Origin of the sequence: Haemophilus parainfluenzae (assembly GCF_014931395.1) — a bacterium.
Classification (GTDB): Bacteria; Pseudomonadota; Gammaproteobacteria; order Enterobacterales; family Pasteurellaceae; genus Haemophilus_D.
In genome coordinates, this window is the sequence record NZ_CP063120.1 from 797,743 (window position 1) to 822,677 (window position 24,935).

The window sequence follows — 24,935 nt, forward strand, 5'->3', positions numbered from 1 at the left end:
CGACTTCTGCCACATCTTTAAAGCCATCAATTTTATCTTTAGTTTCACCATAAATTACAGGAATATCATTACAGGTGATACAAGCAATTTTTGGGTTCGCAATAAATAAATCTTTACCGGTATTGTCTTGAATTTTTTCGATAAGGTAAGGATCAATTAAGAAACCACCGTTATCAAATACCGCGTAAGCGCGCGCCATTTCCAACGGAGTAAAGGATGCAGCACCTAAAGCAAGCGCTTCACTCGCAAAATATTGGTCACGTTTGAATCCAAAACGTTGTAAGAAGTCAGCAGTAAAGTCAACACCTGCAGTTTGTAGTGCTCGGATGGCAATCATGTTTTTAGATTGACCTAACCCCACACGTAAACGCATTGGACCGTCATAACGATCAGGTGAGTTTTTTGGTTGCCACAAAGGTTGTCCTGGTTTTTGAATAGAGATAGGACTGTCTTGCAATACGCTTGAAAGGGTTAAACCTTTTTCTAACGCAGCGGCATAGATAAATGGTTTAATCGAAGAACCGACTTGTACTAAAGATTGCGTTGCACGATTAAATTTACTTTGTTCATAACTAAAACCACCCACCATCGCTTCAATGGCGCCATTATCAGAGTTTAATGAAACTAATGCAGAGTTAGCCTCGGGAATTTGACCTAAAATCCATTCACCGTTATCACGTTTGCGAATCCAAATCTGTTCGCCTACTTTAACCGGTGATTTACCCGCCCAACGCATTGCGTTAGAGGAAAGCGTCATGGTTTCATTATTCGCTAAGAGCAATTCCGCCCCATTTTTACCCAATGCGGTCACCGCTGCTGGAATAAACGGCTCTGAATCTGGCAATTTTTTCAAGAAAGCGACAATGCGTTCATTATCCCATGGTGCTTCACCTTTTTTCCAAAGTGGTGCACCACCACGCCAGCCATGACGCATATCATAATCGATCAGGTTATTACGGACGGCTTTTTGTGCTTCCGCTTGATCTTTTGATAGTACAGTCGTGAAGACTTTATAGCCTTTGGTGTAAGCCTCTTCTTCACCAAAACGTTTTACCATTTCCTGACGAACCATTTCAGTTACATAGTCTGCACGGAATTCAAATTTAGCCCCATGATAACTCGCGACGATTGGCTCTTTGATGGCTGCATCATATTCTGCTTTGGTAATTTTGTTTTCATCCAACATACGACCTAATACCACATTACGGCGTTCTTCAGCACGTTTTGGTGAATAGAGAGGATTCATGGTAGAAGGTGCTTTTGGTAAGCCTGCGATGACGGCCATTTCAGAAAGCGTTAACTCATCTAAGTTTTTACCAAAGTAGGTTTGTGCAGCGGCTGCGACACCATAAGAACGATAGCCTAAGAAAATTTTATTCAAATAAAGTTCTAAAATTTCCTGTTTGCTCAAGGTATTTTCAATTTCAACCGCTAATACCGCTTCACGTACTTTACGAATCAATTTTTTTTCTGGGGTTAAGAAGAAGTTACGCGCAAGCTGTTGTGTAATAGTACTAGCCCCTTGAGAGGCTCCGCCATTGCTAACTGCAACAAAAATTGCACGGGCAATACCAATTGGGTCTAAACCATGATGGTCATAAAAACGACTATCTTCCGTTGCTAAGAAGGCATCTTGCAAACGTTGAGGCACATTTTCTAATTTCACCGGAATACGGCGTTGTTCGCCGACTTCACCGATTAATTTGCCATCAGCCGTATAGATTTGCATCGGTTGTTGCAATTCAACGGTTTTTAGGCTTTCTACCGATGGTAAGGAAGATTTTAAGTGAAAATACAGTACACCACCGGCGACTAACCCCAGTATACATATCGTAAATAGGGTACTTAATATTAATTTTGCGATCCGCATCGTAAAATTCTCTCTGGTTTAATGAATATTCAAAAAATCAAAATTATGATCTTGGCTGCTAAGTATAAAAGATTAATCCCTTAAAGAATAGGAAAGAATATGGGAATTGTTCCTAGAAAGCAGCGAAAACAACAAATTGGCGTGAGTAAACAACAAGATAACCTCTATTTTGTTTGGCTAGATGAATTCCACAAAGTTCAATCTATTTGCTTGAATGGACAACAAAAGGATATTTTTTCCCAGTTATTGCCTCATTTACCACAAAAAACGAACCAATGTTGTTTTATCGGCGCTATTTCACCCCATTTGACTTGGTCTAAAACGCTTATTTTACCGCAAACACTCAATGCTCAGGAATGTGAGCAACAATGTCGTTTCATTTTGCAAAAAGAATTACCGATTCCGTTGGATGAATTATGGTTTGATTATTTGACCACGCCATTAAAACAAGGTTTCCGTTTGGATATCACGGCGATTCGACAAGAAAGTGCCAATGCAGAATTAGCAAAATATTTGCCGTTAAAATTGACCGTACTTGATTTACTGAATCATAGTATTTTACGTGCATTTTATGCCATTTTAGGGCAAGAGCCGATTAACATCTTATTTTTATATCAAGATCAACAAGGTTGTCTCGCCGTTTGTGAACGCTTACAACAACGACAAGTTTTGCAATCTCAACGTGATTTATCTGAGCTTTATCAACAATTTATCCAGCGTTTTCCTGAAACAATAGAACAGATTTATGTGTATCAAACACCCGATATATTAAATTCACGTACAATCGAATTACTGCCTCAGGATTGGCTGCGAATTGAAACAGATTTACCTTTCATCGCTTTAGGCAATGCACTCTGGCAAACCGATTTAAAGCTAGTGGATTTATCCTCAAAAACGACCGCACTTTTGACTCCAAGTAATCGGGAGAGTGGTGATGTTAAGCCTTAATTTATTGCCTTGGCGCTTAGAACAACATCAAAAGGCTTTTCGCCGTTTTATGTGGCAAGGCTTAATTTGGCTAGCTTGCTCAGTTTTGATTGTCTTTGGCTTGAGTCATTTTAATGAACAACAAGCGCAAACCCTAAATCAGATAAAAGAAAAACTGACACAAATTACTCATCAAGTCCATCAGAAACGCATTCAAGTTCAACAACTACAACGTGACTTGAAAGAAATGAATGAGTTGACTGAAATGGAGACGGAATATGTGTATAGAATGCTTAATTTATTAACTGAGTTGCCCTTACAACAAGGTGAGTTAGATGTATTTATGCTCAATGCTAAGCAAGTTGTCCTTTCTGGCATGACGGAAAATCAACAAGAATTTGAAGCAATACATCAATTTCTTAAACGCCATTTTACCGAGGTTAATTTAACCAAGTTTCAACCGGTGCAACAACAGTTATTCTTTCAGTTTGATATTCATTTATCGGGGCCTGTGCAATGAGGAACTTTATCAATGAGCTTGTTCAAAAAACTGCACAAGGTTGGTTGGGTAAATGGCTTCGATTACCTCAAATTGTCCATGCTATCTTTTGGTTGAGCGCACTAAGTGCAGTCATCTTTTTACCTGTTTTTCGTTACATTGAAAATAGCGATGAACGGCATCGACTTGATGCAGAATTTAGTTTACAACAACAAGAATGGGATAAACAGGAAAAGATTTTACAAACTTTAAGGCAAAAGTCAGATAGCCGACAGCTTTCTCCAGAGCTGGCTCATTCTGTGTTGCCGATTAATCAGCATGTACAGGCGTTGTTAAATGGTCGACTTCGAGTATTGGATTTACGTTGGGATTTTTCTCAACAGATTTTGTTGCATTTGTCATTACAAGGCTATTTTGTCGATTTACGTCAATTTTTGACCGCACTTTTAAGGGATATCCCAAAACTTTCGTTAACTCAATTAAACATTGAGAAATTAGATGAAGAGGAAAATAGCTCTATTACATGTGAGTTAATTTTCCAACTAAATAAGGACAAGTAATGAAAAAGCTCTTCTTTATCTTGATAGCGATTTTTTCGGTATCGGCATTTTCGCAAGATCCTTTTGATCGTAAACAAAGAGAACAAACCGAATATCCAAAAGAGGGGCTCACCCTACCGCCAGTGTCGATTTGCGTATATTCGGAGCCGAGACTGGCGGAGGAACGCCCATTGGCTCAGCTACATATTGTAGGTGTCGTGCAATACGGTAAACAGGCAGAAGTGTTATTTAATGATGATGGGCATATTCTTTCTGCTCAAGTCGGGCAGAGAATTGGAAAGGAAGGCTATTTAATTGAAAAAGTAAGTAAAAACAGTGTGACGCTTCAAGCTTATAAAGCCGGGCAATGTGAACAAACGACCTCAATCATCATGAGATTTTAAAATGGTAAAGCAGAAAATAAAAACAAAGTGCGGTCAGTTTTTAATGTGTTTTTTGATCCTATGGTCAACTTACTCAGCGGCAGAAAATCGTGTTTTTTCACTTCGCTTAAAACAGGCGCCCATGGTGGCGACACTCCAGCAACTTGCTCTTGAGCAAAATGCCAATTTAATGATTGATGATGAGCTAGAAGGAACACTTTCATTGCAATTAGATAACGTGGACTTTGATCGTTTATTGCGTTCTGTGGCAAAAATCAAAGGGCTCTCTTTTTATCAAGAAAATGATATTTATTATTTGGGTAAGCCTTCTCAACATGAACAATATGCAGAGAAAATGGCAGAACCTATGGCAATTAGCGGAGAAAGTTTGTCTAGTGAAATACCTCTTGTGAGTACAACGGTTAAACTGCATTTTGCCAAGGCCTCTGATGTGATGAAATCGTTAACAACAGGGAGCGGTTCTTTGCTTTCACCTAGTGGCAACATTACCTTTGATGACCGAAGCAATGTATTACTGATTCAGGATGATTCACGTTCTGTCAAAAATATCAAAAAGTTAATCGCAGAGTTGGATAAACCCATTGAGCAAATCGTGATTGAAGCACGTATTGTGACGATTACTGATGAAAGCCTAAAAGAATTAGGTGTGCGTTGGGGCATTTTTAATCCTACTGAAGCAGCACATCGAGTGAGTGGTAGTCTAGATGCAAATGGCTTTAGTAATATCAGTAATAATTTAAACGTGAATTTTGCGACAACGGTCACGCCAGCTGGCTCATTAGCACTTCAAGTGGCTAAAATTAATGGTCGATTATTAGATTTAGAATTGACCGCACTTGAACGTGAAAATAACGTAGAAATTATTGCAAGCCCTCGTTTACTCACAACTAATAAGAAAAGCGCAAGCATTAAACAAGGGACAGAAATTCCTTATGTAGTGACAAATGGTAAAAATGATACACAGTCAGTAGAGTTTCGCGAGGCAGTCTTAGGATTGGAAGTCACACCACATATTTCGAAGGATAATAATATTTTATTGGATTTATTAGTCAGTCAAAATTCCCCGGGAAATCGCGTGGCTTACGGGCAAAATGAAGTTGTATCCATTGATAAACAAGAAATTAATACACAAGTTTTTGCCAAAGATGGCGAAACAATTGTATTGGGAGGGGTATTCCACGACACAATCACGAAAGGTGTCGATAAAGTACCATTATTGGGCGATATTCCAGGTATTAAGCGTCTATTTAGTAAGGAAAGTGAACGACATCAAAAACGCGAACTCGTTATTTTTGTGACCCCTCATATTTTGAAACAAGGTGAAAGAATGGAAATGGCTAAGAAAGAAAAGCATTTTAAGCAAGTTGAAAAAGTGAAAAAATAAAGTGTGGTCAATTTCTCTTATGTTTTCCTATTTTTTTCAGTTTAGTTGTGTGCATTGTAAGCGATCTATTCATTTAGGTCGAAATGGATTGTGTAGTCGATGTCAGAAACAAATTAAAACTTTCCCTTATTGTGGGCGATGTGGTTCACCTTTGCAGTATTATGCAATGGGCTGTGGCCATTGTTTGAGAAATGAACCCGCTTGGGATCGTATTGTGATTATCGGGCATTACATAGAACCGCTTTCTTCACTTATTCATCGTTTTAAATTCCAAAAACAGTTCTGGTTAGATCGCAGTTTATCGCGTTTGCTTTATCTTGCGGTGCGAGAGGCGAGACGAACACATGGGCTCTCTCTGCCACAGGCGATTATTCCGGTGCCGTTATATCATTTTCGGCAGTGGCAACGGGGTTATAATCAGGCGGATTTATTGGCTAACTGGTTGAGCCGTTGGTGTGATGTGCCTAACTGTCATCATGTGGTGAAACGGATTAAACATACCCATACTCAGCGAGGTTTAACTGCGAAAGATCGACGACAGAACCTTAAAAATGCTTTTACAGTGAATACCCAAAAGCCCTTTCCTTATGAGCGAGTTGCCTTGGTAGATGATGTGATTACAACTGGTTCAACGTTAGCAGAGATAGCCAAACAGCTTCGAAAATTAGGTGTAAAAGAAATTCAAGTATGGGGCTTGGCGAGAGCCTAAATTTTTAAAGATAGGATTTATCTATCTCTATAAAAATAGGAATAAATGTAGAAAAAATTGCCGTATAGGAGTATCATTCCCGATATATTGCATCAAGTATTAGGACTTTATTTATGGAACAAATTTTTATTTCAGATGCGGCACAAGCGCATTTTCGGAAACTTTTAGATACACAAGAAGAAGGTACAAATATTCGTATTTTTGTCGTGAATCCTGGTACGCCTGGGGCAGAATGTGGCGTTTCTTATTGCCCGCCAAATTCAGTTGAAGCAACTGATACCGAAATGAAATACGATACTTTTTCAGCATTTGTAGATGAAATCAGTTTACCTTTTTTAGAAGACGCGGAAATTGATTATGTAACCGAAGAGCTTGGTGCTCAACTGACTTTAAAAGCACCTAACGCTAAAATGCGTAAAGTGGCAGATGATGCGCCTTTAATTGAGCGCGTAGAGTACGTGATCCAAACACAAATTAACCCACAATTAGCCAGTCATGGCGGTAAAATCACGCTAATTGAAATTACCGATGATGGTTATGCGGTTCTACAATTCGGCGGCGGCTGTAACGGTTGTTCAATGGTTGATGTCACCTTAAAAGACGGGGTAGAGAAACAGTTAGTTTCGCTCTTCCCAAATGAATTAAAAGGTGCACGAGACGTCACAGAACACCAACGTGGTGAACATTCTTATTATTAAGAATCGAAGACGAAAAAGGGCGAATCATTCGCCCTTTTATTTTTTTAAGCAGCAGATAATTTTTGTAACAACCGATCCATCGCCCGATATCCTAGCGCTTCTGCTAAATGAGGTTGTTGTATTTCTTTTTCACCATTTAAATCGGCAATTGTACGTGAGACTTTTAAAATCCGATGGTAGGCTCTAACAGAAAGCCCGAGTTTATTTAAAGCATTCTCCAGAAATAATGCATCTTTATCTTGTAATTTACAGTCTCGTTCAATTTCTTTGCTTGAAAGATGCGCATTGATTTTACCGGCTCGAGCAAGTTGAATCTCCCTCACTTTTAACACTTTTTCTCGTACTTGTTGGCTTGTTTCGCCTCTATCTCCCGTATTTTGTAAACTACCTTGTGGCAGAAGAGGCACTTCAATGGATAGATCAAAGCGATCTAAAAATGGTCCTGAAAGGCGATTTAAATAACGCATCACTTGTTGTGGCGAGGTACGATTATGTGTTCCGGTATAATGCCCCGTTGGACTTGGATTCATCGCCGCAACGAGTTGAAAGCGAGCAGGAAATTGGATTTTCGCATTAGCACGCGAAATAATAATTTCTCCACTTTCTAATGGCTGGCGAAGTGCATCCAGTACTTTTCGCTCAAACTCAGGTAGCTCATCAAGAAAAAGTACACCGTTATGTGCGAGCGATATTTCGCCAGGTTTTGGAATGGTTCCTCCACCCACTAATGCAGGCAAAGATGCACTATGATGTGGCGCTCGAAATGGGCGTTGTTTCCAGTTCTGAAAATTTAATTCATTTTGTACTAAGCTTGTGACCGAAGCGGTTTCAATGGCTTCTAAATCAGTCATTTCTGGGAGTAATGCAGTGAGACGACTTGCCAACATGGTTTTACCTGTACCAGGAGGTCCTAAAAAGAGCAGATTATGCTGACCTGCAGCCGCAATTGTTAGTGCTCGTTTAGCATGTTGCTGACCAATAATATCGGTCAAATCCAAGTGATTTTTAGCTGAAAATCCGACCGCACTTTCTTGTGCAAGTAATGAAGCCAAAGGTAATTTTTCTTGATTATTTAAGAATTGCACGACTTCTAGCAGATTTTTAGCGAAATAAGTCTCTTGCTCTGAGACAAGCGATGCCTCATTGGCATTTTGATAAGCGATAATGGGGGCACGTTTGGCTTTTTGTGCCGCTAAAATGGCAGGAATGACACCGTGTACGCCACGTAATTCACCCGTTAATGCGAGTTCACCAACGAATTCAAATTGTTTTAAATGACTACCATCTAATTGATCTGATGCAGCCAAGATACCTATCGCGATGGGTAAATCAAATCGTCCCCCTTCTTTGGGTAAATCAGCCGGTGCAAGATTTACGGTGATGCGTTTGGCAGGATATTTGAACTGCGCATTCATTAATGCACTTCTGACGCGATCTTGCGCTTCTTTTACGGTTTTTTCGGGTAGACCAACTAAGGTAAATCCAGGCTTTCCGTTACTTAAGTGTACCTCAATGGTAACAAGAGGGGCTTGTACCCCCATTGATGCACGGCTATAAACAATGGCAAGAGACATTCAGATTCCTTAAAGTGTGGTCAAAAATAATCAGATTTTTGCACTATAAAAAAAGCACAGAATGAAATCATACATTCTGTGCCTTTTTTGCGATCGAGATCGCAGAAATTACTTTTTCTTGATAAAAACTACGCGAAAAGTGGGGCAAACCAACTATCTAACTTGGCAGCCAATTTATCAATACCAATTTTATTTTGTGCAGAAAAAGCCTCGACTTGAATATCACCTTGGAAGGGTAAAATCGCTTCACGTACCATTTTAACTTGTTTACTACGCGCACTTTGACTGAGTTTATCCGCTTTAGTTAAAAGTAACATAACCGGTAAATCAGCAGAAACTGCCCATTCGATCATTTGTTGATCGAGATCTTTTAAAGGATGGCGAATATCCATTAAAACAACAAGTCCACCTAAACATTCGCGTTTTTGCAAATATTCCCCGAGGGATTTTTGCCATTCAATTTTCATTTTCTCAGGAACAGCAGCATAACCATAGCCAGGTAAGTCCACCAATTTACAATTTGGCTCTACCTCAAAAAGATTGATGAGCTGTGTACGACCAGGTGTTTTAGACGTTCTGGCTAAGCTTTTTTGATTGGTTAACGCATTAAGTGCGGTTGATTTCCCTGCATTTGAGCGTCCCGCAAAAGCAATTTCAATTCCAGTATCTTCTGGAATGGAACGAATATTTGGGGCGCTCGTAAGAAAATGCGTTTTATGATAATTCAGTTTAATTTCAGACATAATGGTTCCTTTCATCAATTGACCCTAGCATATCACAAATAGAAAAATTGCTGAAATTATGAGAGAATGCGCGCTTTGTGTGATTTAAAGCCTCTTTAATTATATTAATAACTATGGAATCTCAAGAGAATCAATATCGCTGGCCAAAAGCGGAAGCCCTTTATCCCGATAGACCAGGGCGTTCTTATGCGCTTAAGCGTCTACGTTATCGTCTTCGATCTTTTTTACATCAAGGCTCAATTGTTCATTTTGAGCAATTTATCAATCAGCATCCCTTTCTTGTGACCTTATTAAATGAACATGCTGATTATAGCTATCCATTAGTTTATCGTTTTTTAGATAAACGTTTTAATAGTAAACAGCGTTTCCAAGCTATTTGCGACAATCTACTTTTTTTACCTGAAAAATTGACCGCACTTTCAGCACCCATTTATAAAACGCCATTAAGTTTTGGTGAAGTGATTCCTGATTTTGAGATGACATTGTCGATGACCACGCACCAACCGATGGAAGGCTATTGGGTATTAGAGTTATGGCATAAACCACGTAATGAATTAGTGTATTTACTCACTTTTGCAAAGCTTGATGAGGCATTGCTTATTTCTGTGGTGCAGGGCCCCAATTTTGAAGGTTCTAAAGAGATGGTGAAGCAACTCACAAAAACGTGCCATGGTTTACGTCCTGCTTATTTGATGGTGGAAACGATGAAAGCATTGACGAAAGCGTTGGGTTTTAAGACGTTATTGGGCATTCCACAAAAATATCAAAATAAATCGCGTTTTATTCAAAGCTCTCATTATGTTGTAGATTATGATGCGATTTTTGCTGAATCAGGAGGACTGTTGAAAGATTATTGGGAATTGCCTTTAGAAATAGATAGAAATCTTGATGATGTGCCGAGTAAAAAGCGCTCCATGTATCGTAAACGTTATGCGATGATAGATGATTTGGCTAAAGTAATCGAAGAAACGTTAGGATTGTAAAAGTAAAAAGTGCGGTGAATTTTGACCGCACTTTTTGTTTTATAAGACTTTCAAACAAGCCACAAAATGGCTGTTGTTTTGGCTGGTTAAAGGTGGTTTTTGTTTCGCACAATTTTCATCAGCTTTCAGGCAGCGAGTTCGGAACACACAACCAGACGGTGGATTAATTGGCGAAGGCAGCTCACCTTCAAGTAATTCGATGGATTTATTGCGTTCCAATTTTGGATCGGGAATCGGAACTGCAGACATTAAGGCTTTGGTATAAGGATGTTTGGTGTTGTTATATACCTCCTCATCACTGCCTAATTCCATGGCATTGCCTAAATACATCACTAACACGCGGTCAGAAATGTGTTTTACCACCGCCAAATCATGAGCGATGAAAATTAAGGAAAGCCCCATTTCTTTTTGCAGGGATTTCAATAAATTTACCACTTGAGCCTGAATAGACACATCCAGAGCAGAAACAGGCTCATCACAAATGATCATTTTCGGCTCAATGATTAACGCGCGAGCGATACCGATACGCTGACATTGGCCACCAGAAAACTCATGCGGATAGCGGTTAATCAAGTTGGGTAAAAGCCCAACTTTCAACATCATAGCTTGCACTTTTTCTTTCACTTCAGTGGTGCTTAAGTGCGGTTGGTAGATCTTTAATGGTTCAGCAATGATTTCACCAATATTCATTCGCGGATTGAGAGAGGCGAGCGGATCTTGGAAAATCATTTGAATATCTTTACGTGTTTCTTTCCATTGTTTCGCTGATTGTTTTCGTAAATTTTTACCAAGCCACAAGATTTGCCCTTCACTCGCTTCGACTAAACCGATAATAGCGCGTGCAAGTGTGGATTTACCGCAACCGGATTCACCTACTACGCCGAGGGTTTCACCTGCGTAAAGTTTAAAAGAGACATCCTTCACCGCTTTTAAGGTTTGCGGTTTGGCGAAGAACAGGGATTTATCATTTTTAATTTTAAAACTGACGCCTAAGTGATTGACTTCAAGGAGTAATTCTTTGTTGTTTGAGACTGTCATAGGTTAAATTTCTCCGCTGGTAACCAACAATTGCGTAATTGACCATGATTAAATGTAGTCAGTTTTGGCGCAGTTTGGCATTGTTCGGTAGCAAATTGGCAACGAGGTGAGAATGGACAACCTTTTGGCAAATGCAGTAAATTCGGTGGATTACCAGGAATGGTGACCAAGTGTTCTTCATTGCCGTCTAAGCGAGGAATTGCATCCATTAAGCCAATAGAATAAGGATGAGTCGGATGATAGAAAATTTGTTCCGCTGTGCCGTATTCCATGGTTCGCCCAGCATACATCACCATGACTTGATCGCAGATACCAGCCACCACGCCAAGATCATGGGTAATCATAATAATTGCAGTATTAAATTCGCGTTTTAACTCATTTAACAAGGTCATGATTTGTGCTTGAACGGTCACGTCTAAAGCGGTAGTTGGTTCATCTGCAATGAGTAGTTTTGGACGGCATAATAAGGCCATCGCAATCATCACGCGTTGACGCATACCACCCGAAAATTCATGAGGATACATGCCCATGCGTTTTTTTGCTTCTGGCATTTTAACTGCATCCAACATTTTCACGGATTCGGCAAAGGCAGTTTGTTTATCATAACCTTTGTGCAGTTGCAGCACTTCCATGAGTTGTTCACCGATTTTCATGTATGGATTGAGTGACGTCATTGGGTCTTGGAAAATCATGGAAATTTGCTCAGCACGGATTTTATTCAACTCAGCATTCGGTAAATTGACTAATTCCTTACCTTCAAACATGGCAGAGCCTTCCACTTCACCGTTGGTTGCCAATAAACCCATTAAAGCAAAGGCCGTTTGTGATTTGCCTGAACCACTTTCACCTACAATACCCAGCGTGCTTCCTGCATTGAGCGTGAAGTTTAAGTCATTCACGGCTGTGACGACGCCATCTGGTGTTTTGAAGCGAACGTAGAGATTTTTTACATCTAATAAAGGATTCATTATTCGCTCCTATCTATCTTTCGGATCGAGTGCATCACGCAACCCGTCACCGATAAAGTTAAAACAAAATAGAGTAAGGCAAAGGAAAAATGCCGGGAAAATTAATAACCAAGGTGACACTTCCATTTGTGCAGCACCATCACTTAAGAGTGCACCCCAACTACTCATTGGCTCCTGAGTTCCTAAGCCTAAGAAACTTAAGAATGATTCAAATAGAATGAGTCCCGGAACTTCAAGCGAGGCATAAACTGCTACTAAGCCTAATACATTTGGAATGATGTGTTTCAAAATGATTTGGCGACGAGGTACGCCACAAACGATGGCGGCTTCGACGAATTCTTTATTTTTTAGGCTGAGCGTTTGTCCACGCACGATACGTGCAAGGCCAAGCCAAGCAATGGCACCGATAGCGATAAAAATTAAGAAAATGTTTTGACCAAAAAGGGTCACCAGCAAAATTACGAAAAACATAAATGGAAATGAACTGAGAATCTCTAAAAAGCGCATCATCAACATATCTGTTTTACCGCCTACATAGCCGGAAATCGCACCATAAATTGTGCCGATAGTGACGGAAATAAAAGCCCCTGCGATACCGACCAATAATGAAATACGTCCACCAATAGCGGTACGTACGAGTAAGTCTCTACCAGAAGCATCCGTACCGAAGAAGTGATAGCCTTCCATTGTTGGTGGGGAGCTCATCATATTCCAATCGGTATCTTCATAGGTAAAGGGGAAGAACCAAGGTGCTACAGTAATAAATACAATAATAAACGCCAAAATAATCAGACTGGCAACGGCCGCTTTGTTGCGGAAAAAACGGCGTTTCGCATCTTGCCATAGACTGCGGCCTTCCAGTTGCATTTCTTCAATACGGTCAGCCACTTGTTCCACAAAATCCGCATTTTTCTGATTAATCGGCTGAGTACGATAATCTGTCATAATTTATCCTTAATAACGAATTTTTGGATCGATGATGGCGTATAAAATATCCACAATCGCATTAAATAAAATGGTTAATGTGCCCACTAAAATAGTGAGACTTAAAACTAAAGAGTAATCACGGTTTAATGCACCGTTTACAAATAATAACCCCATGCCAGGTAAACCAAATACGCTTTCGATGACCATTGAGCCGGTAATAATCCCCACAAAAGCAGGTCCTAAATAGGTTATCACGGGTAAAAGAGCAGGGCGCAAAGCATGTTTTAAAATGATTCTCGAGGTAGAAAGCCCTTTAGCTTTGGCGGTACGAATAAAGTTGGAGTGCAGCACTTCAATCATCGAGCCACGCATGATACGTGCAATCCCTGCAACATAAGCGATAGTTAAGGATGCTACGGGTAAAATAATGTACATTGCTGAACCGCCATTCCAACCGCCAGCGGGTAACCACCCCAAATAAATGGCAAAAATCAGTACTAAGACTGGTGCGAAGACGAAACTTGGCATAATTACGCCAAGCATTGAGAAACTCATCAAAATATAATCCCAACGGCTATTTTGATTGAGTGCGGCAAGCGTACCCGCTGTGACACCTAATACCACTGCAAAGGCGAAAGCGACCATCCCTAATTTTAAGGAAACAGGGAAGGCTGATGCGATTAAATCATTGACCGATTGATCTTTATATTTGAAAGAGGGGCCAAAATCACCTTTGGAAAGGTTTTCCAAATAAAGGAAATATTGTTTATGTAATGGTTCATTTAAATGATACTTCGCTTCGATATTAGCCATGACTTCTGGTGGATAAGCGCGTTCAGAAGTGAACGGGCTGCCAGGGGCGAGACGCATCAGAAAGAAGGAAAAAGTAATCAAAATAAACAGCGTTGGTAAGGCTTCCAACAGCCGTTTAAAAATAAATTTGAGCATAATAACTCCAACCAAAATGGGCGAAAAGTGCGGTCAAAAACACGATAATTTTTAACCGCACTTAAATACAAGCAACGAATTAATGTTTAATAATATAAAGGTTGCGTAAGTAAATGTGATCTTGTGGATCTTTGCCTGAATAACCTTTTACGTAAGGTTTCACTAAGCGTGGATTCACATAGTTAAAGATTGGTACGATACCGAAATCTTTTGCAAGAATTTCTTCGGCTTTCGCGTAGGCTTTTGCACGTCCTTCCGCATCCGTTGCAACATAAGATTCAGCAATGGCTTTATCGTATTCTGGGTTCGCATATTTCGCGGTATTGTTACTCGAATTAGATAAGAAATAGTTACCGAATGTTGTTGCTTGGTTGTAATCCGCATTCCATCCTGCACGTGCCGCGTCGTAACGACCCGCACGACGGCTATCAATGTAAGTTTTCCACTCTTGGTTTTCTAATTTCACATCAATCAAACCTTTGGTGTTCGCTTTCCACATAGATGCTGCAGCAATGGCCACTTTTTTGTGGTTTTCATTAGTATTGTAAAGAATGGTGAATTTCAACGGATTCGCTTTGCTGTAACCGGCTTCTTCTAAGAGTTTAATGGCTTCTTCATTACGTTGTGCCATCGGTTCTTTTGAATAAGCAGGTTGTTGAATGAGATGACCTTCTTCGATGTAAGTTGGGGTAAACACATAGGTTGGTGTTTGACCTTGGCCCAATACTTTATCGGTGATCACATTACGATCAAGGGATAAGTTCAAGGCTTTGCGAATATTCACGTTATCAAAAGGTGCTTTCTTATTGTTTAACTCATAAGAATAAGTTGCTAGGGTACGAGTAATGTATACTTCGCCTGGCAATTCTTTTTGTAATTTAGCGAATTGTTCTGGCGGTAAACCATAATTGGTCATGTCTAAATCACCTGCACGATAACGCGCTACATCAGTGCTTGGGTTCTCAATAGCGAGGAATGTAGCGCTATTGATTACGGTTTCTTTATCGTTCCAATAAAGTGGGTTGCGTTCAAATTCAATTTTTTCGTTAATGATGTGGTTAGTCAGTTTATAGGCACCATTACCCACGTAGTTTTCTTTTTTCACCCATGCATCACCCAATTTTTCGACCACTTTTTGTGGTAATGGCAATAAGGATTGGTGAGTCGTTAAACTGACTGCATAAGGCACAGGATTGGTTGCATGAACCACAAAGGTGTAATCATCTTTTGCTTCAACACCTAATTCAGCCGGTTTTTTCTTACCGTCAATGATGTCTTGCGCATTTTCTACTTGTAAGTAACTTAAGTAACTTGCATAAGGCGCTGCAGTTGCAGGATCCACTAAACGACGCCACGCAAATACGAAATCGTGCGCGGTAACAGGATCGCCGTTTGACCATTTAGCATCTTTACGTAAATGGAATGTCCAAGTTTTGAAGTCAGGTGTATTTTCCCAGCTTTCAGCCACACCTGGTTGAAGTTTACCTTCAGAGTCTGAGGTGACTAAGCCTTCAAGTAATTGATAAGCAACGGCAGATTCTGGCACACCTTCGGTTTTTTGTGGGTCAAAACTTTGTGGTTCTGCCCCGTTATTGATGACGATATGCTGTTTTTCATCTAATTGCGTTCCCTCAGGTACTATAACCGCTTGAGCAGAATAGGAAAGAGCAAGAGCGATTGCTGAGAAGAGTAGTTTGTGTTGCATTTGAGCCTCCTTGTCATTAGGCGATATTTTTATAAAGGGTCTTTCTCTTATTAGCTCAAAAATTCATGTTTGTAAAGATTTGTAAGGTAATTATTTAAAGAAAAATAACGTTTTGTGATTTGTATCTAATAAATCGCGAAAAAATTGCTAAAAGTGATGGTATGAGAGGATAAATTTAGAATGCATTGGTTTTCCCTATCGTAAATATTTTCCTGGACGAATTACCTTTTTAAAGCTAATTATGCTATCGTAAGACAGTCGAATTCAAACAAATCCATTCAAGGAGAATATAATGACAACTCAGTTAGATTCACTTCGTAGTATGACCGTCGTCGTGGCTGATACGGGCGATATTGATGCTATTAAAAAATACCAACCGCAAGATGCAACAACAAACCCATCTTTAATTTTAAGTGCTTCAGCATTACCACAATATGCACCATTAATTGATGAAGCGATTGCTTATGCCAAAGCGCAAAGTGCAGATAAAGCGCAACAATTAATTGATGCAGAAGATAAATTAGCGGTAAACATCGGTTTAGAAATTTTAAAAATTGTCCCAGGACGTATTTCAACTGAAGTGGATGCGCGTCTTTCTTACGATACCCAAGCAACCGTTAAAAAAGCACGTAAACTTATCGCACTTTATAATGCGGCAGGTATTTCAAATGATCGCATCTTGATCAAAATTGCGTCAACATGGCAAGGTATTCGTGCAGCAGAGATTCTTGAAAAAGAAGGCATTAACTGTAACTTAACCTTATTATTCTCTGAAGCACAGGCTCGTGCGTGTGCTGAAGCGGGTGTTTATTTAATTTCACCATTCGTCGGCCGTATCTTAGACTGGTACAAAGCAAATACTGATAAAAAAGAATATGCTCCAGCAGAAGATCCAGGTGTCATTTCTGTAACCAAAATTTATAACTATTACAAAGAATACGGTTATAAAACCGTGGTAATGGGTGCAAGTTTCCGTAATGTCGGTGAAATTATTGAATTAGCAGGTTGTGACCGTTTAACTATTGCTCCTGCTTTACTTAAAGAATTACAAGAAAATTCAACCGCACTTGTACGTAAACTAGACTACAAAGGTGAAGTAAAAGCGAAACCTCAACCATTAACTGAAGCAGAGTTCTACTGGCAACATAACAGCGATGCGATGGCTGTTGAGAAATTAGCAGAGGGGATTCGCAAATTTGCAGTTGACCAAGAGAAATTAGAAGCAATGCTTTCAGCAAAACTTTAATTTAAAAAACATGAAAGTGCGGTTAGAAATAACCGCATTTTTTATTCTTACCATAAAATGTTCTAACTCTTAATAATTAGTTCTTGACTAACTCACCAAAGTCATTGAGAATTCAAGACAAGTTTTGCTAAAGCAAAATGGGAACCGCGATTTTTGATACAAAGTGCGGTCATTTTTTTCTTTTTTCGGAGCAAATATATGTCAGGTATTTTTGAACAAACTCCTGCTAATCGTCGTCGCTATGGTGTAGCGATTTTTGTTGGTATTATTGCAGGTTTAATTTCTGCATTCGTAAAATGGGGTGCTGAGCATCCATTCCCACCGCGTAGTCCAATCGATTTCTTCGCGGTTGCATGTAAAGTAGACATCACAGGTTTAAGCCAAGATCAAATTCTTCAAGTATGTTCACGTGCGTTTTTAAACCCACCACACGTATTCTTACGTGATTATTTAGGTATTGACCCAACTCAAGCAGTATTCACTTTTGCAGATCATGGTTTTGACTGGATTGGCGTGACTCACATTACTTTCTCATTAGTATTTGCTATTGCGTACTGTTTAGTGGCAGAACGTTTCCCTAAAATCAAATTCTGGCAAGGTATTGGTGCGGGTTTAATCGCAGATATTTGTGTGCACTACATCACTTTCCCAGCATTAGGTTTAACACCGCCTGTTGCAGAATGGCCATTATATGAACATATTTCTGAATTAGTGGGACATATCTTCTGGTTCTGGACAATTGAAATTATTCGTCGTGATTTACGTAACCGTATTACTCGCGAGCCAGATGCAGAAATTCCATTAAAAGATGCAACTGAATAATTAATCTATATTGCAAAGAATGCCACCGAAAGGTGGCATTTTTGTTTATGTCGGGAACAAAAGTTATTTTTGGAAAACTAAAAAGTACTATGATTAAACATAGCTAACAGAAAAGTTATCTTTGGGTTTCAATAAATTTTTTGTAGTTATCTTTCAAGTTGGTTAGAATAAAGACAATTTTTTGTGATAGGAAAGTGGAATGAAAAAAACACCTTTACTTGCGGTCGGCTTAATGGCTACAGCTGTATTAACTGGTTGTGCGACAAAAGCAGATGGTGAACGCAATGATAAATTAGAAAGTTTTAACCGCACGATGTTTGATTTTAACTATAAAGTCATGGACCGTTATGTGTTAGAACCCGCAGCGAAAGGCTGGCGTGATTACGTGCCGACACCGGTCACAAAAGGTTTATCCAATGTGGCAAATAACTTAGATGAACCAGTGAGCTTTGTGAACCGTTTATTAGAAGGTGAACCGAAAAAAGCCTTTGTTCACTTCAACCGTTTCTGGATTAACTCAACCTTTGGTATCGGTGGCTTATTTGATTTTGCCAGTGCAAGCAAAGACTTGCAGGTTTATGATCAACGCAGTTTTGGTGAAACATTGGGCACCTACGGTGTAGATGCGGGCACTTATATTGTATTGCCAATTTATAATGCGACAACACCTCGTCAATTAACGGGGGCAGTGGTCGATGCGGCTTATACTTATCCGTTCTGGAATTGGGTGGGTGGTCCGTGGTCACTGGTGAAATATGGTGTGCAAGCCATAGATAAACGCTCGAAAACATTGGACCAAACAGAATTGCTCAATCAAGCCCAAGATCCTTATGTTACTTTCCGCGAAGCTTATTATCAGAATTTAGAATTTAAAGTAAATGATGGCAAAGTAAAAGAAAGTTCACAGAAAGAACTGTCTGATGATGTGTTAAAAGAGATCGACTAATCAGAATACTTAATGTTAAAGGAAAATATCATGACTAAAATCATTCACACAGAAAAAGCCCCAGCAGCAATCGGTCCTTATGTTCAAGCGGTAGATTTAGGTAATTTAGTTTTAACATCAGGTCAAATCCCGGTTAATCCAGCAACAGGTGAAGTGCCAAAAGATATTGTAGCTCAGGCGCGTCAATCGTTAGAAAATGTGAAAGCGATTATTGAACAGGCTGGTTTGAAAGTGGGTGATATTGTAAAAACCACTGTGTTTGTGAAAGATCTTAATGATTTTGCAGCAGTAAATGCAGAGTATGAGAAATTCTTTAAAGAAAATAATCACCCTAATTTCCCTGCTCGTTCTTGCGTAGAAGTTGCTCGCTTGCCAAAAGATGTTGGCTTAGAAATCGAAGCAATTGCGGTAAGAAAATAATCGTAAAGTGCGGTTAAAATCTGCAGATTTTTTCTACAATAGACTTTACAAGAGCGAGATTAATCACTATAATCTCGCTCCTAAATTACGCTTAGCGTAAAATTTCTGGTTGGTGCTTGACCTATTCAAGCCCCGTCCAAGACCGTAGGGAATGGTTAGCAATAATCATCTTAATAATCCTACGTAGATGGTGAACAGAATAAGAATATTTCTTGCTTCTGGGCACCGAAGTCGTCCTAGTCTGAAAGATAACTCTTTCGATGAGGTAAATTAATTCCGAAAAATCGGAGTGTATTCAGGAGCTAAAAGCCAATGGCATTAAATCTTCAAGACAAACAAGCAATTGTTGCCGAAGTAAATGAAGCAGCCAAAGGTGCACTTTCAGCAGTAATCGCGGACTCTCGCGGTGTAACTGTTGATAAAATGACTGAATTACGTAAAGCAGCTCGTGAAGCTGGTGTAACAATGCGCGTTGTTCGTAATACTTTATTACGTCGTGCGGTTGAAGGCACTGATTTCGAATGCTTACAAGATACGTTTGTAGGTCCAACACTTATCGCATTCTCTAACGAACACCCAGGTGCAGCAGCACGTTTGTTCAAAGATTTTGCTAAAGCAAACGATAAGTTTGAAATTAAAGGTGCAGCCTTTGAAGGTAAGATCCAAGATGTTGAATTCTTAGCAACATTACCAACTTACGAAGAAGCAATTGCACGTTTAATGGGCACAATGAAAGAAGCTGCGGCAGGCAAACTTGTTCGCACTTTTGCGGCATTACGCGACAAATTACAAGAAGCAGCTTAATCCTTAAGCGTTTCTTACTTCATTTAACTTTATTAATTTTAGGAATTGATTGTTATGTCATTAACTAACGAACAAATCATTGAAGCGATCGCTTCTAAATCTGTAACTGAAATCGTTGAATTAATCGCAGCGATGGAAGAAAAATTCGGCGTTTCTGCAGCAGCAGTAGCAGCAGCTCCAGCAGCTGGCGGTGCAGCAGCAGCGGCAGAAGAAAAAACTGAATTCGACGTAGTTCTTGCTGAAGCTGGTGCTAACAAAGTAGCAGTTATCAAAGCAGTACGTGGTGCAACTGGTTTAGGCTTAAAAGAAGCTAAAGACTTAGTTGAATCAGCTCCAGCTAACTTAAAAGAAGGCATTTCTAAAGAAGAAGCTGAAGCACTTAAGAAAGAATTAGAAGAAGCTGGTGCAAAAGTAGAAATCAAATAATTTTTGATTTACTTATGTCCTGTTTCTCAGGCTTAATGGCTGGTGGTTTACCATCAGCCATTTTGTGCTATCAAAAACAGCACAAAAAACAGATAGGCATTTTCCGTTTAATGGTATCTGTTTCCACTTAAATTAATCAGACGTTTTAATTTAAGTAGCCCACTACAGAAGTAAGGTTCAGAGTGCGGTATCCGAAACGGCGTCAATCTCCGATATAAATAAAAAGCGTCAATCAATTTGACCGCACTTTTTTATATCAACTCGGTCTCACTAAAATTTACAGAGGAAAACCAATAATGGGTTACTCCTATACTGAGAAAAAACGAATTCGTAAAGACTTCGGCAAACGTCCGCAAGTTTTAAATGTACCTTATTTATTAACTATCCAATTAGATTCTTTTGATAAATTCATTCAAAAAGATCCTGAAGGTCAACAAGGCTTAGAAGCTGCATTCCGTTCTGTTTTCCCAATCGTAAGCAATAACGGTTATACAGAATTACAATATGTTGATTACCGTTTAGAAGAGCCTGAATTTGATGTACGTGAATGTCAAATTCGTGGTTCAACTTATGCAGCAGGTTTACGCGTAAAATTACGTTTAGTTAGCTACGATAAAGAATCTTCATCACGCGCAGTCAAAGACATTAAAGAAAGCGAAGTATATATGGGGGAAATCCCATTAATGACTGATAATGGTACCTTTGTCATCAATGGTACTGAGCGTGTTATTGTTTCACAATTACACCGTAGCCCGGGCGTATTCTTTGATTCTGACAAAGGTAAAACACACTCTTCAGGTAAAGTGCTTTATAACGCACGTATCATCCCTTACCGTGGTTCTTGGTTAGATTTCGAATTTGATCCAAAAGATAACTTATATGCGCGTATCGACCGTCGTCGTAAATTACCGGCAACCATTATTTTACGTGCGTTAGGTTACACAGTTGAAGAAATCTTAAACTTATTCTTCGACAAAGTAACTTTCGAAATCGCTGGCAATAAATTATTAATGACATTAGTGCCAGAACGTCTACGTGGTGAAACAGCGACATTTAATATTGAAGCGAATGGCAAAGTCTATGTAGAACGCGGTCGTCGTATTACAGCTCGTCACATCAAAGCATTAGAAAAAGATAATGTGACACAAGTTGAAGTACCAACTGAGTATATCGCAGGTAAAGTTGCAGCGAAAGATTATGTAGATCTTGAATCTGGTGAAATCATTTGTCCCGCAAATGGTGAGATTTCTTTAGAAGTGTTAGCGAAATTATCGCAAGCAGGCTATAAAGTGATCGAAACATTATTCACCAATGACTTAGATTACGGTCCATATATTTCTGAAACATTACGTGTTGATCCAACTTACGATCGTGTAAGTGCATTATATGAAATCTATCGTATGATGCGTCCAGGTGAACCACCTACACCAGAATCTTCAGAAGCGTTATTCCATAATTTATTCTTCTCTGCAGAACGTTATGATTTATCTGCAGTAGGTCGTATGAAGTTTAATCGCTCATTAGGTATTCCTGAAGGCGAGGGCACAGGTATTTTAAGTAACGACGATATCATTCGTGTGATGAAAAAACTCATCGATATCCGTAATGGTCGTGGTGAAGTGGATGATATCGACCACTTGGGTAACCGTCGTATTCGTTCTGTGGGTGAAATGGCAGAAAACCAATTCCGTATTGGTTTAGTTCGTGTAGAAAGAGCAGTTAAAGAGCGTTTATCTTTAGGCGATTTAGATGCGATCACGCCACAAGACTTAATTAATCCAAAACCAATTTCTGCGGCAGTGAAAGAGTTCTTTGGTTCTTCACAACTTTCGCAATTCATGGACCAAAACAACCCATTATCAGAAGTAACACACAAACGTCGTATTTCTGCATTAGGTCCAGGTGGTTTAACGCGTGAACGCGCAGGCTTTGAGGTGCGTGACGTACATAACACTCACTATGGTCGTTTATGTCCAATCGAAACCCCTGAAGGTCCAAACATCGGTTTGATCAACTCACTTTCTGCGTTTGCTCGTACTAACGATTATGGTTTCTTAGAAACGCCATATCGTAAAGTGGTTGATGGTCAAGTAACCGAAGAAATTGAATATTTATCTGCAATTGATGAAGCAAACTACATCATTGCACAGGCGAACTCAAACCTTGATGAGAACAATCGCTTTACAGATGCATTCGTTACTGCACGTGGTGAACGTGGTGAATCAGGTCTTTATAAACCAGAAGAAATTCACTATATGGACGTTTCAACCCAACAAGTTGTATCTGTGGCAGCAGCGTTAATTCCATTCTTAGAGCATGACGATGCGAACCGTGCCTTAATGGGTGCGAACATGCAACGTCAAGCGGTTCCAACTTTACGTGCTGATAAGCCGTTAGTGGGTACAGGTATGGAAAAACCAATCGCACTAGACTCAGGTGTGGCGGTTGTCGCGAAACGTGGTGGTACGGTTCAATACGTTGATGCGTCTCGTATCGTTATCAAAGTAAATGAAGACGAAACCGTAGCAGGCGAAGCGGGTATCGATATTTATAACTTAATTAAATACACCCGCTCTAACCAAAATACCTGTATCAACCAAATTCCTTGTGTGAATTTAGGCGATCCAATTAATCGTGGTGAAGTCTTAGCAGATGGTCCTTCAACAGACTTAGGTGAATTAGCATTAGGTCAAAATATCCGTGTGGCGTTCATGCCTTGGAACGGTTATAACTTCGAAGACTCAATGTTAGTTTCCGAGCGTGTTGTACAACAAGACCGCTTCACGACAATTCACATTCAAGAATTATCTTGTGTGGCACGTGATACTAAATTAGGTTCTGAAGAAATCACTGCGGATATTCCAAATGTAGGTGAATCTGCATTAAGCAAATTGGATGAATCAGGTATCGTTTATGTGGGTGCTGAAGTGAAAGGTGGCGACATCTTAGTCGGTAAAGTAACCCCTAAAGGCGAAACGCAATTAACACCAGAAGAAAAATTGTTACGTGCAATCTTCGGTGAAAAAGCATCTGATGTGAAAGACTCTTCATTACGTGTACCAAATAGCGTAAGCGGTACTGTAATTGACGTTCAAGTCTTCACCCGTGATGGCGTAGAAAAAGACAAACGTGCATTAGAAATTGAAGAAATGCAGTTAAAACAAGCTAAGAAAGACCTTTCTGATGAATTAGAAATCTTAGAAGCTGGCTTGTTTGCTCGTGTGCGTAATGTACTTATCGCTGGCGGTATTGATGCGGCTCAATTAGATAAAATGGATCGCACAAAATGGTTAGAACAAACCATTTCAGATGAAGAAAAACAAAATCAATTAGAACAGCTTGCTGAGCAATATGAAGAATTACGTAAAGAGTTTGAACACAAACTTGAAGTAAAACGTAAGAAAATCATTAAAGGCGATGACCTAGCACCAGGCGTGTTAAAAGTGGTTAAAGTTTACCTAGCGGTGAAACGTCACATCCAACCGGGTGATAAAATGGCGGGTCGTCACGGTAACAAAGGTGTTATCTCAAAAATCAACCCTGTGGAAGATATGCCATACGATGAAAACGGTCAACCGGTTGAAATCGTATTGAACCCACTGGGTGTACCATCTCGTATGAACATCGGTCAGATCTTAGAGACCCACTTAGGCTTAGCTGCTAAAGGTATCGGTGATCAAATCAATGCGATGATCAAACAAAAACAAGATGTTGAGAAACTTCGTGGCTATATGCAAAAAGCATACGATTTAGGTCATGGCGCACAAAAAGTGGATTTAAGCACCTTTAGTGATGACGAAATCATGCGTTTAGCAGAAAACCTACGTAAAGGTTTACCGGTAGCAACACCAGTGTTTGATGGTGCGGATGAGCAAGAAATCAAAGAAATGTTGAAACTTGGTGGCTTACCAACTTCAGGTCAGATCACGTTATACGATGGCCGTACAGGTGAGAAATTCGAGCGTCCAGTAACTGTAGGTTATATGTACATGCTCAAATTGAACCACTTAGTTGATGACAAAATGCATGCTCGTTCAACAGGTTCTTATAGTCTTGTTACTCAACAACCACTTGGTGGTAAAGCACAATTCGGTGGTCAACGTTTCGGTGAGATGGAGGTATGGGCACTTGAAGCATACGGTGCGGCTTACACCTTACAAGAAATGTTAACTGTGAAATCCGATGACGTGAACGGTCGTACGAAGATGTATAAAAACATCGTCAGCGGCAATCAACAAATGGATCCGGGTACACCGGAATCTTTCAATGTAATTATGAAAGAAATCCGTTCACTTGGTTTGAATATCGAGTTAGACGAAGAGTAATCGACAAACCGGTCTTCCCCTGTTCGGCAG

The 24,935-nt window shown here is 39.7% G+C and carries 22 protein-coding genes and 1 pseudogene; 15 read left to right on the forward strand and 8 right to left on the reverse strand.

Translation table 11 applies throughout. The features are described from left to right. Window positions 1-19 precede the first annotated feature (19 nt). Window positions 20-1,870 (reverse strand): annotated as a pseudogene (locus INP94_RS03945) (penicillin-binding protein 1A); the annotation flags it as partial. A 99-nt stretch (window positions 1,871-1,969) separates the two neighbouring features. Between INP94_RS03945 and INP94_RS03950 the strand changes: the two are divergent. The 7 genes from INP94_RS03950 (at window position 1,970) to nfuA (ending at window position 7,030) form a co-directional block, all read left to right on the forward strand. Then, window positions 1,970-2,818, forward strand: a complete 849-nt coding sequence (locus INP94_RS03950) for a pilus assembly protein PilM (RefSeq protein WP_197544090.1) — start codon at window positions 1,970-1,972, stop codon at window positions 2,816-2,818. Beyond that, window positions 2,805-3,317 carry a PilN domain-containing protein gene (locus INP94_RS03955; protein ID WP_197544091.1) on the forward strand — a complete coding sequence of 171 codons (513 nt, stop codon included), beginning with the start codon at window positions 2,805-2,807 and terminating at the stop codon, window positions 3,315-3,317. The genes INP94_RS03950 and INP94_RS03955 overlap by 14 nt, the downstream gene beginning before the upstream one ends. Further along, window positions 3,314-3,856 carry a competence protein ComC gene (locus tag INP94_RS03960; protein ID WP_197544092.1) on the forward strand — a complete coding sequence of 181 codons (543 nt, stop codon included), beginning with the start codon at window positions 3,314-3,316 and terminating at the stop codon, window positions 3,854-3,856. The genes INP94_RS03955 and INP94_RS03960 overlap by 4 nt, the downstream gene beginning before the upstream one ends. After that, window positions 3,856-4,239 (forward strand): pilus assembly protein PilP, encoded by a 384-nt coding sequence (locus tag INP94_RS03965; protein ID WP_197544093.1) that lies wholly within the window; start codon window positions 3,856-3,858, stop codon window positions 4,237-4,239. The genes INP94_RS03960 and INP94_RS03965 overlap by 1 nt, the downstream gene beginning before the upstream one ends. Window position 4,240: 1 nt before the next feature. Further along, the gene (locus INP94_RS03970) at window positions 4,241-5,623 is read left to right on the forward strand and encodes a type IV pilus secretin PilQ (protein ID WP_197544094.1); all 1,383 of its coding nucleotides are present in this window, start codon (window positions 4,241-4,243) and stop codon (window positions 5,621-5,623) included. Between the two features lie 19 nt (window positions 5,624-5,642). Next, window positions 5,643-6,332, forward strand: a complete 690-nt coding sequence (locus INP94_RS03975; protein ID WP_197544095.1) for a ComF family protein — start codon at window positions 5,643-5,645, stop codon at window positions 6,330-6,332. A gap of 113 nt (window positions 6,333-6,445) precedes the next feature. Continuing rightward, window positions 6,446-7,030: a Fe-S biogenesis protein NfuA gene (nfuA, locus tag INP94_RS03980; protein ID WP_005694707.1), complete on the forward strand. Its 585-nt coding sequence runs from the start codon at window positions 6,446-6,448 to the stop codon at window positions 7,028-7,030. 44 nt (window positions 7,031-7,074) lie between these two features. Here the strand turns inward: nfuA and INP94_RS03985 are convergent, their stop codons facing one another. Both INP94_RS03985 and yihA read right to left on the reverse strand, forming a co-directional pair. After that, complete coding sequence (locus INP94_RS03985) at window positions 7,075-8,604, reverse strand: YifB family Mg chelatase-like AAA ATPase (RefSeq protein ID WP_197544096.1); 1,530 nt, start codon at window positions 8,602-8,604, stop codon at window positions 7,075-7,077. A gap of 128 nt (window positions 8,605-8,732) precedes the next feature. Then, window positions 8,733-9,347 (reverse strand): ribosome biogenesis GTP-binding protein YihA/YsxC, encoded by a 615-nt coding sequence (yihA, locus tag INP94_RS03990; RefSeq protein ID WP_032822378.1) that lies wholly within the window; start codon window positions 9,345-9,347, stop codon window positions 8,733-8,735. A 113-nt stretch (window positions 9,348-9,460) separates the two neighbouring features. Between yihA and INP94_RS03995 the strand changes: the two genes are divergently transcribed. After that, a complete protein-coding gene (locus INP94_RS03995; RefSeq protein ID WP_197544097.1) occupies window positions 9,461-10,330 on the forward strand; it encodes a VirK/YbjX family protein in 870 nt (289 codons plus the stop codon). 39 nt (window positions 10,331-10,369) lie between these two features. Here the strand turns inward: INP94_RS03995 and oppF are convergent, their stop codons facing one another. The 5 genes from oppF to INP94_RS04020 all read right to left on the reverse strand — a co-directional run bounded on the left by oppF (window position 10,370) and on the right by INP94_RS04020 (window position 15,916). Then, on the reverse strand, window positions 10,370-11,368 hold the full coding sequence (gene oppF, locus INP94_RS04000) for a murein tripeptide/oligopeptide ABC transporter ATP binding protein OppF (RefSeq protein WP_197544098.1): 999 nt from the start codon (window positions 11,366-11,368) through the stop codon (window positions 10,370-10,372). Beyond that, complete coding sequence (locus tag INP94_RS04005) at window positions 11,365-12,336, reverse strand: ABC transporter ATP-binding protein (protein ID WP_197544099.1); 972 nt, start codon at window positions 12,334-12,336, stop codon at window positions 11,365-11,367. Before INP94_RS04005 ends, oppF begins: the two co-directional genes overlap by 4 nt. A 9-nt stretch (window positions 12,337-12,345) precedes the next feature. Further along, window positions 12,346-13,281: an oligopeptide ABC transporter permease OppC gene (oppC, locus tag INP94_RS04010; protein WP_070868471.1), complete on the reverse strand. Its 936-nt coding sequence runs from the start codon at window positions 13,279-13,281 to the stop codon at window positions 12,346-12,348. Between the two features lie 9 nt (window positions 13,282-13,290). Further along, complete coding sequence (oppB, locus tag INP94_RS04015; RefSeq protein ID WP_005700169.1) at window positions 13,291-14,211, reverse strand: oligopeptide ABC transporter permease OppB; 921 nt, start codon at window positions 14,209-14,211, stop codon at window positions 13,291-13,293. A gap of 79 nt (window positions 14,212-14,290) precedes the next feature. Beyond that, complete coding sequence (locus tag INP94_RS04020; RefSeq protein WP_049374904.1) at window positions 14,291-15,916, reverse strand: ABC transporter substrate-binding protein; 1,626 nt, start codon at window positions 15,914-15,916, stop codon at window positions 14,291-14,293. A gap of 292 nt (window positions 15,917-16,208) precedes the next feature. Here INP94_RS04020 and tal point away from each other — a divergent pair, with 292 nt between their 5' ends. From tal to rpoB, 7 genes are all read left to right on the forward strand, one after another. Next, on the forward strand, window positions 16,209-17,162 hold the full coding sequence (tal, locus tag INP94_RS04025; protein WP_197544100.1) for a transaldolase: 954 nt from the start codon (window positions 16,209-16,211) through the stop codon (window positions 17,160-17,162). 198 nt (window positions 17,163-17,360) lie between these two features. After that, on the forward strand, window positions 17,361-17,984 hold the full coding sequence (locus INP94_RS04030; RefSeq protein ID WP_197544101.1) for a YagU family protein: 624 nt from the start codon (window positions 17,361-17,363) through the stop codon (window positions 17,982-17,984). 199 nt (window positions 17,985-18,183) lie between these two features. After that, window positions 18,184-18,930, forward strand: a complete 747-nt coding sequence (locus INP94_RS04035; RefSeq protein ID WP_197544102.1) for an MlaA family lipoprotein — start codon at window positions 18,184-18,186, stop codon at window positions 18,928-18,930. Between the two features lie 30 nt (window positions 18,931-18,960). After that, window positions 18,961-19,350: a RidA family protein gene (locus INP94_RS04040; protein ID WP_005694694.1), complete on the forward strand. Its 390-nt coding sequence runs from the start codon at window positions 18,961-18,963 to the stop codon at window positions 19,348-19,350. 312 nt (window positions 19,351-19,662) lie between these two features. Next, entirely contained in the window at window positions 19,663-20,154 is a 492-nt protein-coding gene (gene rplJ / locus INP94_RS04045) for a 50S ribosomal protein L10 (RefSeq protein WP_005694693.1), read from the forward strand. 54 nt (window positions 20,155-20,208) lie between these two features. Then, window positions 20,209-20,580: a 50S ribosomal protein L7/L12 gene (gene rplL, locus INP94_RS04050; RefSeq protein ID WP_049357197.1), complete on the forward strand. Its 372-nt coding sequence runs from the start codon at window positions 20,209-20,211 to the stop codon at window positions 20,578-20,580. 296 nt (window positions 20,581-20,876) lie between these two features. Beyond that, on the forward strand, window positions 20,877-24,905 hold the full coding sequence (rpoB, locus tag INP94_RS04055) for a DNA-directed RNA polymerase subunit beta (protein WP_197544103.1): 4,029 nt from the start codon (window positions 20,877-20,879) through the stop codon (window positions 24,903-24,905). The last annotated feature ends 30 nt before the right edge of the window (window positions 24,906-24,935 follow it).